General features: G+C 65.5%; 12 protein-coding genes. 7 read left to right on the forward strand and 5 right to left on the reverse strand.

The window, feature by feature from the left end:
• Positions 1-63 precede the first annotated feature (63 nt).
• Both mutY and ALC15_RS10765 read left to right on the forward strand, forming a co-directional pair.
• Entirely contained in the window at positions 64-1,155 is a 1,092-nt protein-coding gene (gene mutY, locus ALC15_RS10760) for an A/G-specific adenine glycosylase (protein WP_050627221.1), read from the forward strand.
• 71 nt (positions 1,156-1,226) lie between these two features.
• A complete protein-coding gene (locus ALC15_RS10765; protein ID WP_050627222.1) occupies positions 1,227-1,646 on the forward strand; it encodes a PaaI family thioesterase in 420 nt (139 codons plus the stop codon).
• A gap of 168 nt (positions 1,647-1,814) precedes the next feature.
• Here the strand turns inward: ALC15_RS10765 and ALC15_RS10770 are convergent, their stop codons facing one another.
• Positions 1,815-3,080 (reverse strand): flavin-dependent oxidoreductase, encoded by a 1,266-nt coding sequence (locus tag ALC15_RS10770; protein ID WP_050627223.1) that lies wholly within the window; start codon positions 3,078-3,080, stop codon positions 1,815-1,817.
• Positions 3,081-3,254: 174 nt separating this feature from the next.
• Here ALC15_RS10770 and ALC15_RS10775 point away from each other — a divergent pair, with 174 nt between their 5' ends.
• A complete protein-coding gene (locus tag ALC15_RS10775; protein WP_050627224.1) occupies positions 3,255-3,875 on the forward strand; it encodes a glutathione S-transferase family protein in 621 nt (206 codons plus the stop codon).
• Between the two features lie 70 nt (positions 3,876-3,945).
• Here ALC15_RS10775 and ALC15_RS10780 read toward each other — a convergent pair whose 3' ends face one another.
• Entirely contained in the window at positions 3,946-4,860 is a 915-nt protein-coding gene (locus ALC15_RS10780) for a LysR family transcriptional regulator (protein WP_050627225.1), read from the reverse strand.
• A 150-nt stretch (positions 4,861-5,010) separates the two neighbouring features.
• On the opposite strand from ALC15_RS10780, the gene ALC15_RS10785 reads away from it, so the two are divergent.
• Complete coding sequence (locus tag ALC15_RS10785) at positions 5,011-5,433, forward strand: nuclear transport factor 2 family protein (protein WP_050627226.1); 423 nt, start codon at positions 5,011-5,013, stop codon at positions 5,431-5,433.
• Positions 5,434-5,507: 74 nt separating this feature from the next.
• On the opposite strand, the gene ALC15_RS10790 is transcribed toward ALC15_RS10785, so the two are convergent.
• Both ALC15_RS10790 and ALC15_RS10795 read right to left on the reverse strand, forming a co-directional pair.
• A complete protein-coding gene (locus ALC15_RS10790; protein ID WP_050627227.1) occupies positions 5,508-6,194 on the reverse strand; it encodes a glutathione S-transferase family protein in 687 nt (228 codons plus the stop codon).
• A 135-nt stretch (positions 6,195-6,329) separates the two neighbouring features.
• Positions 6,330-6,656 carry a hypothetical protein gene (locus ALC15_RS10795; protein ID WP_050627228.1) on the reverse strand — a complete coding sequence of 109 codons (327 nt, stop codon included), beginning with the start codon at positions 6,654-6,656 and terminating at the stop codon, positions 6,330-6,332.
• A gap of 248 nt (positions 6,657-6,904) precedes the next feature.
• Between ALC15_RS10795 and ALC15_RS10800 the strand changes: the two genes are divergently transcribed.
• Positions 6,905-8,662: an EF-hand domain-containing protein gene (locus ALC15_RS10800; RefSeq protein WP_162240483.1), complete on the forward strand. Its 1,758-nt coding sequence runs from the start codon at positions 6,905-6,907 to the stop codon at positions 8,660-8,662.
• Between the two features lie 52 nt (positions 8,663-8,714).
• Here ALC15_RS10800 and ALC15_RS10805 read toward each other — a convergent pair whose 3' ends face one another.
• The gene (locus ALC15_RS10805) at positions 8,715-9,848 is read right to left on the reverse strand and encodes a site-specific DNA-methyltransferase (protein WP_050627230.1); all 1,134 of its coding nucleotides are present in this window, start codon (positions 9,846-9,848) and stop codon (positions 8,715-8,717) included.
• Between the two features lie 108 nt (positions 9,849-9,956).
• On the opposite strand from ALC15_RS10805, the gene ALC15_RS44115 reads away from it, so the two are divergent.
• Together ALC15_RS44115 and ypfJ are read left to right on the forward strand one after the other, a co-directional pair.
• Positions 9,957-10,133, forward strand: a complete 177-nt coding sequence (locus tag ALC15_RS44115) for a hypothetical protein (protein WP_157860895.1) — start codon at positions 9,957-9,959, stop codon at positions 10,131-10,133.
• Positions 10,134-10,229: 96 nt separating this feature from the next.
• On the forward strand, positions 10,230-11,162 hold the full coding sequence (ypfJ, locus tag ALC15_RS10810) for a KPN_02809 family neutral zinc metallopeptidase (RefSeq protein WP_050627231.1): 933 nt from the start codon (positions 10,230-10,232) through the stop codon (positions 11,160-11,162).
• Positions 11,163-11,266: the final 104 nt, after the last annotated feature.

Here is an 11,266-nt window from a genome sequence, read left to right on the forward strand (position 1 = left end):
AAGACGTGGATGCACGGTGCAAGCCCGGGCATGACGCGGCGGAATTTGCCTTAAGATGCGTTCATGAGCTCGCGCGCAGCCGCCAAATCCAGATCGACCGACCAGCAAACGGATCGCCCGGCGCGGCTGCTCGCCTGGTATGACCGGCATCGCCGGACGCTGCCGTGGCGCGCGAAGGCCGGGGAGCGGGCGGATCCATACCGGGTGTGGCTGTCGGAGATCATGCTGCAGCAGACCACGGTGCGGGCGGTCGGACCTTATTTCGAGAAATTCGTGGCGCGCTGGCCCGATGTGACCGCGCTCGGCCGCGCCTCGCTCGACGATGTCCTGAGGATGTGGGCCGGGCTCGGCTATTATTCGCGGGCGCGGAACCTGTACGCCTGCGCAGTCGCGGTGACGGGCGACCATGGCGGGGCATTTCCGGACACCGAGGAGGGGCTGCGCGCGCTGCCCGGGATCGGGCCCTACACGGCGGCGGCGATCGCCGCGATTGCGTTCGACCGCCGCACGATGCCGGTGGACGGCAACATCGAGCGCGTGGTCACCCGGCTCTATGCAATCGAAGAGGCGCTGCCGCAGGCCAAGCCGCTGATTCAGCAAATGGCGGCGACCCTGCTTGGCCCGGCACGTGCCGGAGACAGCGCGCAGGCCCTGATGGATCTCGGTGCCACCATCTGTACGCCGAAGAAACCGGCCTGCGCGTTGTGTCCGCTGAATGACGATTGCAGCGGCCGCATTCGCGGCGACCAGGAGACGTTCCCGCGCAAGGCTCCGAAAAAGAGCGGCATGCTGCGCCGCGGCGCCGCCTTCGTGGTGACGCGGGGCGGCGAACTCCTGGTGCGCTCGCGCCCGGAAAAGGGCCTGCTCGGCGGCATGACCGAGGTGCCGGGATCGCAATGGCTCGCCGGTCAGGTAGATGCCGCCGCACTTGCACAGGCGCCGGAACTCAAGGGCGTCGCGCGCTGGCACCGTAAGGCCGGAATCGTCACCCACGTCTTCACGCACTTCCCGCTCGAACTCGTGGTCTACACCGCCAGCGTCGCGGCGCGGACCCGCGCGCCGGAGGGCATGCGCTGGGTGCCCGTGGCGACGCTCGACGGCGAGGCCTTTCCCAATGTGATGCGCAAGGTCATCGCGCACGGGCTCGACCTCTAAGAGACGACGACCTGCTGACACAATGCTGGCAGCAGCGCCCGGCTATCACCTCCATAACAACGGAGGTCGGCATGATCGCAACTGCGCTCGATAACATTCCAATGCCGCCGGTCGCAAAGCTGCTCGGCTGGCGCCTGGTTGACGCACGTCCGCAGGACGGCTGGATCAGGATGACCTTCGACGGCAAGCAGGATTTCTGCAACCCGGCCGGCTTTATCCAGGGCGGCATGCTCACCGCGATGCTCGACGACACGATGGGGCCGGCGGTGTTCGTGATGACCGAGGGCAGGCTCTTCACCACGACCATTACGATGACCGTGAATTTCCTGGCGCCGGCCAAGCCCGGTCCGATCACCGGCGAGGCGACGGTGACCCAGCTCGGCAAGACCATCGCCTTCGTCGAGGGCCGGCTCACCGCCGCGGACGGCACGCTGCTCGCGACGGCGAGCAGCAGCATCCGCCTGGCGGAGGCGACACGGGCGCTGCGCTAGCGGTTTGCGCTTCGATTTAATCCGTCACCCTGAGGTGCGAGCCGTGCGGCGCAATTGCGCCGCTGGGCGACCCTCGAAGGGTCGATGGCCACCAGCCGGGCCGTGCATCCTTCGAGACGCGCTACGCGCTCGTCAGGATGACGGGGATAGATTGCAGCTCGGTTTGCGTCAGCCCGGCCGCTGCACGATCGGCGGCTTGGCGTTCAGCCCCTCGACCTGGAAGCCCGCGACGCGCTTGTAGTTGGCGGCGATGTCTTCGAGCTCCTGCTGCGACAGCACGTCGGTGACGACCTTGAAGCCATCAGGCGCGCGCTCCTCGACCAGCTGCATCACTTGCTCGGGGCCGTTGCGGCGGTTCAGCATCACGAGGTCGGTCGTTGCGGGCCGCCGCTCGGCCTCATAGGCCGCAAGCGCTGCCTGCGTCGGGCCATGCGCCAGGATCTCGCGCGTCAGCGTGCGTGCATCGAGGATTGCCTGCGAGGCGCCGTTCGAGCCGATCGGGTACATCGGATGCGCGGCGTCGCCCATCAGCGTGACGCGGCCGAAGGTCCATTGCGGGATCGGGTCGCGATCGACCAGCGGATATTCGTAGGCGTGCGGACAGTTGCGGATCAGGCCGGGCACGTCGAGCCAGTCGAAATTCCAGCTCTCGAACCACGGCAGGAACTCGTCGAGCTTGGCCGTGCGGTTATAGTCCTCGCGGCGCCACTGATAGGTCGGCGGCATGTGACGCTCGGCAACCCAGTTGATATCGAACTTGCCGTCGGCTCCGGGCTCCTTCGAGATCGGGTAGCAGACGAATTTCAACGTCTCGTGGCCGGCCATGATCATGGTGCGGCCGGTCAGGAAGGCGTTGCCGCGGGTGATGCCGCGCCACAGGATGCGGCCGTTCCAGATCGGCGGCCCTTCCTGCGGATAGAGCTTCTCGCGCACCGCGGAATGGATGCCGTCGGCGGCGATCAGCACCGCGCCGTCATAGCTGCCGGCGGGCTTGCCGGTGGCGCGGTCGATGAACTCGGCGCGGACGCCGTTTGCCGTCTCGGTCCAGCCGGTCAGGTGATGGCTGGTCAGGATGTTGGCGGCTCCCAGCCGCTCGGTCGCGGCATCGAGCAGCAGTTGCTGCAAGCGGCCGCGATGGATCGAGAACTGCGGCCATTTATAGCCGGCCTCGAGCCCGCGCGGCTCGCTCCAGATCGGTTTGCCGTGCTTGGAAAAATAGGCGAGCTCGCGGGTCCGCACCGCCGATGCGTCGAGCACATCATGCAGGCCGAGCTCGATCAGTTCGCGCACCGCATGCGGCAGCACGTTGATCCCGACGCCGAGCGGCCTGAGCTCGGGCACGCTCTCGAACACGCGGCAGGGCACGCCGATCTGGTGCAGGCTGAGCGCCAGCGTCAGCCCGCCAATTCCGCCACCTGCAATGAGCACCGTCATGAAAAGCCCTCTCGATTGGCCATGGTCATCGCACGGCGGCCCCGCCGCGGGCAAGGTCCGCGGCACCGCGCGGGGTGGACGGCAAGGAACGTCGCCGCTAACTTCGGCCGCATCCCATAAAAAGGTAAGGGCCGGGTTCGCAACGAGCCGACAAGGCCCGTAGAGGACATCGACATGCTGAAGCTCTATACCGCCCCCGGCACCTGTGCGCTCGCCACCCACATCGCGCTGGCCGAAGCCGGCGCGCCCTATTCGGTCGAGCGGCTCGACTTCAAGAACAACCAGCAGAACAGCCCGGAATATCTCAAGATCAACCCCAAGGGCCGCGTGCCGACGCTGGTGACCGACCGCGGCGTGCTGACCGAGACGCCGGCGATGCTGGCCTACATCGCGCAGACCTATCCGCAGGCGAAGCTCGCGCCGCTTGACGACGCCTTCGAGTTCGCCAGGCTCCAGTCGTTCAACTCCTATCTCTGCTCGACGGTGCATGTCTGCCACGCCCACAGGATGCGCGGCGCACGCTGGGCGACGCAGGAGACGTCGTTCGCCGACATGAAGTCGATGGTCCCGAAGACGATGGGCGCCTGCTTCAACCTGATCGAGCGCGACATGCTCAGGGGGCCTTGGGTGATGGGCGAGGGCTACACGGTGGGCGATGCCTATCTCTACACGCTGACCCTCTGGCTCGACGGCGACGGGGTCGACATCGCGACCCTGCCCAAGGTGAAGGCGCACCGCGCGGCGATGGAGAGCCGCCCGGCGGTGCAGAAGGTGCTGGCCGAGCAAAGGGCGTAGGGCAGAAAGCGAAGCGGAAGCCAAGAATGCGATGTCGTCCCGGCGAAGGCCGGGACGACGAAAGTGTGGGTTACGCCTTCCCCGTCTCCAGCTCCCGTCCGGTCTCCAGCATCAGCTTGCGTAGCCAGATCGAGCCCGGATCCATCTGCGCCCGCGTCGGATAGAACATTTGCTGCTCGTCGATCCCGGGATCGAGCGGCGGCGTCACCGTCACCAGCGACAGCTGCTTCGACAGCGCCGAGATCAGCCGGCGCGGCACGAAGGCGACGAGGTCGGTGCGGGCGGTGATGTGCAGCGCCTCGATATAGCCCGGCACCACCAGCGCGATCCGCCGTTCGATGCCTTTGCCGCGCAGCCAGGTGTCGATCAGGTCCTCGTTCTGGCCGCGGATGATCACGGCGACATGCCGCGCGGCTAGGAACGCCTCGCGCTTCCCGAGCCTGGCGCCGGCGGGATGGCCGCGGCGCACCGCGAGCGCGTCGCTGTCGGTGTAGAGCCGCTGGCGGTGAAAGCCCTTGAAGGAGTCGCCGATCGAGATCACGAGATCGATGGTGCGGGCGAAGTCCGGCGTGAAGATCGCGGGTCCCCGCCACGGCACTACGTCGATGGTGACGTTCGGCGCCATCCGCGTCACTTTCTCCATCAGCGACGGCATCAGGAGCTCGACCGCGAGGTCGGGCATCATCAGGCGAAAATGCCGCTCGCTGCGCGCCGCGTCGAAATCGTCGGAGACGAAAAGCGTGCGCACCTGGTCCAGCGCCTGCGCCAGCGGCGAGCGTAGCGCCTGTGCGCGCGGCGTCAGCTCCATCCGCGCGCCGTTGCGCACCAAAAGCGGATCGCCGATCAGGTCGCGCAGCCGCTGCAGCGCGTGGCTGGTCGCCGGCTGCGACAGATTGAGCCGCATCGCGGCGCGGCTGACATTGGCTTCGCGCAGCAGGGCGTCGAGCGCGACCAGCAAATTGAGGTCAAGCGAATTCAAATTCATCGGATGAATATATATCATACTGCCTATCGATTGGAAGAATGCGCGCCGGTGCCGCATGGTGCGGAGGCAAGGCGTTCTCACGCGAAGCGAACAGCGGTTCGCGTGAGAAACGCCTGAGATCAGAGCCGACCCATCGCAAGGAGACGCGCCATGAGCGCAGCCGACAACAAGAAACTGGTGCAGGAGATATTCATGATCGCGAGCAGTCCCGATCCCACGGTACGCGAGAAGTCGCTGTTCATGACTGTCCTTGCCGACGACGCGATCTGGACCGTGACCGGGCAATACTCGTGGTCCCGCACCTTCACCGGCAGGCAATCGATCATGACCGATTTGCACGGCCGGGTCCGCTCCAGGCTGGTCGAGCGCACCCGCACGGTCGCGCATCGCATCATCGCCGACGGCGACATCGTCGTGGTCGAGGCCAAGGGCAGCAACCTGACCAAGGAAGGTCAGCGCTACGACAACGACTATTGCCTGGTGTTCCGCTTCGACGGCGGCCGGATCAAGGAGGTGCGGGAATATTGCGACTCGGTTCTGACCGAGAAGGCGCTCGGCGTGTTTCCGGCGTAGCGCGCGCCGCAAGAGGGTAAAACAAATGAAAACGGCGCCCGCGAGGGCGCCGTTCAGCGATCGTGTCGGTCGGTTTACGCCACCTTGTTCCTGAGGTGGCCGAACATGATGTCGCGGGCCGCGTCGTCCATTTCGGCCTTGAAGGTGTGCTTGTCCTTCAGCGCGATCGCGCGCGCCGCCGCCGGCCGCGCCGAAATCTCGTCGACCAGCCGCTTCACGTTCGGGTATTTCGCATAGCCCTCCTCGCCGAGGATGAACGGCGCCATCCGCGCCCAGCCCCAGAACGCCATGTCGACGATGGTGTAGCTGTCGCCGACCATGTAGCGGGATTTCGCCAGGTGATCGTCGAGGATCTTGTAGTGGCGGTGCGCCTCGTACTGGTAGCGGTTGTTGGCGTAGTCGAGGTCCTTCGGCGCGAAGTGCTTGAAGTGCACGGCCTGGCCGGAATACGGGCCGAGGCCGGTGGCGATGAACATCAGCCAGGACAGCGTGGCGGCGCGGTTGGCCGGGGTGTTGGCGGGCAGGAACTTGCCGTGCTCCTCGGCGAGGTAGAGCAGGATGGCGTTGCTGTCGAACACCAGCACGCCGTCATCGTCGATCGCCGGCACCTTGCCGTTCGGATTGACCTTCAGGAAATCAGGCGCGAACTGCTCGCCCTTGCGGGTGTCGACCGGGATCGCCTGGAACGGCAGGCCGGATTCTTCCAGAAACAGTGCGACCTTGTTCGGGTTCGGCGCGCCATTGAAATAGAATTTGATCATGAAGGGACTCCCTTGGTTCTTGTGACCGGCGAGATCGGGGCGCGGCGGGGGGATGGCCGCAGGGCCCCTCATGCGCAAAATTCGCCGCAACGCGCAAGCGACGAGTTTGTGAATCAGGGTCGCGTGCCGCGCTGGTCAGCCGGCCCAGAAGAAGCCCAGGATACCCGCGACGACCAACGCAATTCCCGCGAGGTCCAGCAGGGCGGCGGAGCGCGTCGCGGCATGCAGCTGTGAAAGCTGCGTCGCGCGCCCGGAGCCGCGGGTAAAGCCGTGCACGATGATCTCTTCGTTGAATTCGCCATGCGCCTCGAGGCCGAGTGTCAGCCCGACGCAGACCAGCAGGATGCCGAAGATGATCAGGCCGAAGAATCCGAGCAGGCCGATCAGCAGCATCGGAAACATGCCGAGCAGGAAGATCGGCAGCAGCGGCACCAGCAGCAAGGTCTCGGATTGCCTTCGCATCGGGCGACCAATCGAAACGGCAAGTGACGGCGATGAGGGTAGGCCCGCTTCGCCGCTGTATCAAGAAGGGCGCATTCAATACCTCGTCATTCCGTGCGCCCGTGATAATCGGCGCAAACCCGCGACGAGCGATGCCTAACGGCGCTGCTTGGACATCAGCGGAAGGCCGGATGCCACCTCAATCAGCCATTTACCGTTCTCGGGCTCAACAGGAGGTAGCGGCTTGTCTGGCGCGCACGCACGGCGTAATGCCGGGATCGGGAGAGCTCGAAATGCCGTTGCTATCATCGCTCCGCAATACCGGTCTGGCCGGTCTCGGCGTCGCAGCCCTGGCCGGGCAGCCCGCCGGCGCACAAGCGCCGGCCGGGTCGCCGCCGTCGCCCGCAAGGCTCGCTCAGGAGCAGTTGCTGTTGCGTTTACCCGCAGGGCAACCCTTGGATCGTTACCTCGAGCAGCTTCGCAGCGAGTTCTTCAACCTTGACGCCGATAGCGACGGCAAGCTCACGCCGCGTGATGTCGAACTGCACGCGCTGATGGAAACAGCCCAGGCCAGATCCGTCGCCTGGATGTCCGTGCTGCGCTACGACCTCGACGGCGACGGCTTCGTCACCGAGGACGAGGTTCGCAGAAGCGCCGCATACGAGTCGCGTTGGTCACGCGCGCAGTCGATGATCGGCAAGTCGCCGCTCGGCAGTGGCGAGGAAGCGGTCCAGCGCGCGGTCACCACGATCATGGCGCTCGACACCAACAAGGACGGCAAGGTCAGTCTTGCCGAAGCGGCGAAGTTCAACGAGGCAAGCCAGCGGCAGGCCTCTGCATTGAACGGCTTTGCGGCGAAGACCCGTCTAGCATTGGCGCTCGAGGCGGCGACGTCAGGCGAACTGTCGCGTGCCGGTTACGAGGCCGCCGGCGAGACGCTGTTTCGGGCGGTCGATACCGACCATGACGGCAATGTCTCGCAGCAGGAATTGATGGAATTCCGGCGCGCGCCCATGCCTCCCTCTATCGATCCGGAAGCCGCGCAGAGGCGCCAGTTCGAGCAGGCTGAGCTCGCTCGGAAGAGGCAGATTGCGATCGACGCCGAACGGGCTGCTTGCGGGATGCCGCCAGTTTCCGAGAAAGCCAAGGTGGTATTGCTCGGCGCGTATCAAACCGAGTCGTTGTCGAGCGTGACGATCGGTCAACAGGACACCGAGGTGTATGCCGGTCGGATCAATGTCGAGCCGGGCAAAGATCCGCTCTATCTGGTGATCGCAAGCTTCAGCCCGACCATCTGGCAATTCGGCGGCGCCGTGGAGCGGATCGAGCGCGTCGTGGTGACGAGTTCGAGCAATGGCCGCAGCGGCAGCGATCCGAGGCAGGGGCCGGTGGCCGGCGTAACTGGCATTGCACGCGACCGCGTCAGCTTCCTCGGCCGTTCCAACTGCATGCGCTATTTCGACGAGACGCCGTCGAGCGGCTCGTTGCTGGCCGTCGGCGCGGTCAAGGCCGCGGTGGGGAGGGCTCCAGATGTCGTCGCGGCCAAGTACGCGGTCTCCGCCTTCGACGTTCCCTCGGGAGCGATCGACGTGGTCGGAGGGCGATCGGGGCGCGGTCTCGTGATCCGCAAGAGCGCAGGCACGCTCAACATTGTGGGGAATGCCGGCGACCTGACCATCGAGTCAGGTCCGAGCCGTGCGGGCGACGATCTGCGGCGCTTTTGGCCCGGCGGTGTGATCGATATCGATCCCGCGAGCGTCGTCGCGAGCGAACCCGTCGTGCCGTATGAGGTGCTTCCCGCGCAGGCCGGGCTTGTCCAGCTGCTTGCGAATGGCAAGATCACTCAGAACGGCGCGGGTGAATTTGTCGTCCGCAGCAAGATCCGCTTTCCAGCCGGCCTTTACGGAGCGCATTCCGTCACCTTCCTGGTGATGAAAGGTGCGGGGTATCCCGACGGCAATCCCGGACATTCCTGCGTGATAGTGGAGGAGACCGGCGAGAGGGGCACCAACTGCCCGTCGCGCTAACTCCGCGCTGCCTTCGAACGCGGCGTCAGGGCGTTTCCGTCGGAGGGCCTGCTCAGCGCACCGCCATCTCGGAGCGGATCTCGGCGCGCAGCTCGTCGATCAGCCTGAGGCCGGTCTTGGTCTCGACGTGCCAGAAGGTCCAGCCGTTGCAGGCGCCCGAGCCTTGCGCGACGGCACCGATGCGGTGGATCGAGCCGACCTTGTCGCCGAGCATGATGGCGCCGTCGGCGCGCACCAGGGCGCCATGGCGCTTCTTGGCGTCGACCAGCTTTGCACCGGGAACGATCATGCCGCGCTCGATCAGTTCGGAGAACGCGACCCGAGGCGCCTCGCGCGCGGTCATGAACGGTGCCAGCGTTGCGTCCGGCAGCGGTTCGATCGCGGCGATGCGGGCTTCGGCTGCGGCGGCATAGGTCCGGTCGCGCTCGAAGCCGATATAGTTGCGGCCGAGGCGCTTGGCGACGGCGCCGGTGGTGCCGGTGCCGTTGAACGGATCGATCACGAGATCGCCCGGCTTCGACGACGACAGCAGCACGCGGGCGAGCAACTGCTCGGGCTTCTGGGTCGGATGGACCTTCTTGCCGTCGTCGCCCTTGAGGCGCTCCTCGCCGGTGCACAGCGGGATCAGCCAGTCGGAGCGCGCCTGCACGTCCTCGTTGGACGCCTTCAGCGCTTCGTAGTTGAAGGTATAGCCCTTGGCCTTCTCGTCGCGCGCGGCCCAGATCATGGTCTCGTGCGCGTTGGTGAAGCGGCGGCCGCGGAAGTTCGGCATCGGATTCGACTTGCGCCACACGATGTCGTTTAGGAGCCAGAAGCCGAGGTCCTGCATGATCGCGCCGACGCGGAAGATATTGTGATAGGAGCCGATCACCCACAGCGTCGCCGACGGCTTCATCACGCGGCGGCAGGCCAGCAGCCAAGCGCGGGTGAAATCGTCATAGGCAGCGAACGACGAGAATTTGTCCCAGTCGTCGTTGACGGCATCGACATGCGACTCGTCGGGGCGCTTGAGATCGCCCTTGAGCTGCAGATTGTAGGGAGGATCCGCGAAGACCAGGTCGACCGAGCCGGCCTGAAGCTTCGACAATTCGGCCACGCAATCGCCAATGACGATGTGGCTCGACGGGGCACTCTCAAATTTAGTGCGGGGCGCCCTTGCAGACGCCCCGCGACGCGACACTACCATGACTCAAGAACTCTGACTCAGGCGACGCTGTCGGCGACGCGGGACTAAACAACCGACTGGCGTCACATTGACCCGGCAAAGTAAAAATCGACTTAATTGGAAATGTTCATGCAAAAGATTGCAGCATCTTTTGAACGACGTGGCGCATTGTCTTTGGCGTTGTGCTGCAACATCAGCGCGTTCTGCGAAAAATTTTGCGGATCATCAAACCGGCACGATTCGGCCGGTAAATTCGCCGCCGTCTGCAGTGTTCGCGGTGCAAACGGTGCGCGTGCAACGGGCTAGGCAATTTTTGCCGGGCAGGATATTGATTAACAGAATGGAAATTTTAGGTTGGTGTGTCCCGCAATGGGGCGCCGACTGGAATGAAGGGAAACCGCCATGCGCTATGATGATTTCCGCCGCAGCGACGACATCGAAGACCGTCGCGACGACAGCGGAGGCGGCGGTGGTGGCGGCTTCGGGATTCCGATGGGCGGCGGTGGCGGGCTCGGCATCGGCACGGTCATCGTGCTCGGCCTGCTCGGCTACGCCTTCGGCATCGATCCGCGCATCCTGATCGGCGGCGCCGAGATTCTCACCGGCGGCGGTCAGGCGCCGACCTATCAGACCGACCGGCAGTCCTCCGGCGGCCAGGCCAAGCGCGGCGCGCCGACCGACGAGATGGGCAGCATGATCGCCGGCATCCTCGGCGAGATCGACGATCGCTGGAGCGAGATCTTCCAGGCCTCGGGTCAGTCCTACACCGGTCCGAAGATCGTGCTGTTCCGCAACGCCACTAATGGCGGCCGCTGCGGCATGGCGCAGTCGGCGATGGGGCCGTTCTACTGTCCGCCGGACAAGACCATCTTCCTCGACACCGGCTTTTTCCGCGAAGTCGAGACGCGCTTCCGCGGCTGCTCGGGCAACGCCTGCAAGTTCACCGCGGCCTACATCATCGCGCACGAGGCCGGCCATCACATCCAGAACCTGCTCGGCATCATCCCGCGCGTGAACCGGCTGCAGCAGCAGGCCGGCAGCAAGGCCGAGGCCAACGCATTGCAGGTCAAGGTCGAGTTGCAGGCCGATTGCCTCTCCGGCGTCTGGGTCAACCGCGAGGAGAAGAAGCGGCCGGGCTTCCTCGAGGCCGGCGACATCGACGCCGCGCTGACCACCGCGAATGCGATCGGCGACGACACGCTGCAACGGCAGGCCACAGGCCGGGTGGTGCCGGATTCCTTCACCCACGGCTCCGCCGCGCAGCGCAAGCAATGGTTCATGACCGGCTACCAGCAGGGCACCGTGCAGGCCTGCAACACGTTCAGCGGCGGGTAGGAAGCCGGTTCAACAGGGGCAAGGCCGCGAGCTCAGTTCACCTCTCCCGCTTGCGGGGGAGGTCGCATCGCATCGTTAGATACGATGCGGGTGGGGGATCGTCG

It is taken from the genome of Bradyrhizobium viridifuturi (assembly GCF_001238275.1).
Lineage (GTDB): Bacteria > Pseudomonadota > Alphaproteobacteria > Rhizobiales > Xanthobacteraceae > Bradyrhizobium > Bradyrhizobium viridifuturi.

What these genes read in the sequence shown, in the direction of transcription:
- ALC15_RS10775 (WP_050627224.1), top strand. Translation starts at nt 3,255, where the DNA reads ATGCTGAAGCTCTATACCGCCCCCGGCACCTGTGCGCTCGCCACCCAC.
- ALC15_RS10770 (WP_050627223.1), bottom strand. Translation starts at nt 3,080, where the DNA reads ATGACGGTGCTCATTGCAGGTGGCGGAATTGGCGGGCTGACGCTGGCG.
- ALC15_RS10785 (WP_050627226.1), top strand. Translation starts at nt 5,011, where the DNA reads ATGAGCGCAGCCGACAACAAGAAACTGGTGCAGGAGATATTCATGATC.
- ALC15_RS10800 (WP_162240483.1), top strand. Translation starts at nt 6,905, where the DNA reads ATGCCGGGATCGGGAGAGCTCGAAATGCCGTTGCTATCATCGCTCCGC.
- ALC15_RS10805 (WP_050627230.1), bottom strand. Translation starts at nt 9,848, where the DNA reads ATGGTAGTGTCGCGTCGCGGGGCGTCTGCAAGGGCGCCCCGCACTAAA.
- ALC15_RS10780 (WP_050627225.1), bottom strand. Translation starts at nt 4,860, where the DNA reads ATGAATTTGAATTCGCTTGACCTCAATTTGCTGGTCGCGCTCGACGCC.
- ALC15_RS10795 (WP_050627228.1), bottom strand. Translation starts at nt 6,656, where the DNA reads ATGCGAAGGCAATCCGAGACCTTGCTGCTGGTGCCGCTGCTGCCGATC.
- ypfJ (WP_050627231.1), top strand. Translation starts at nt 10,230, where the DNA reads ATGCGCTATGATGATTTCCGCCGCAGCGACGACATCGAAGACCGTCGC.
- mutY (WP_050627221.1), top strand. Translation starts at nt 64, where the DNA reads ATGAGCTCGCGCGCAGCCGCCAAATCCAGATCGACCGACCAGCAAACG.
- ALC15_RS10790 (WP_050627227.1), bottom strand. Translation starts at nt 6,194, where the DNA reads ATGATCAAATTCTATTTCAATGGCGCGCCGAACCCGAACAAGGTCGCA.
- ALC15_RS44115 (WP_157860895.1), top strand. Translation starts at nt 9,957, where the DNA reads ATGCAAAAGATTGCAGCATCTTTTGAACGACGTGGCGCATTGTCTTTG.
- ALC15_RS10765 (WP_050627222.1), top strand. Translation starts at nt 1,227, where the DNA reads ATGATCGCAACTGCGCTCGATAACATTCCAATGCCGCCGGTCGCAAAG.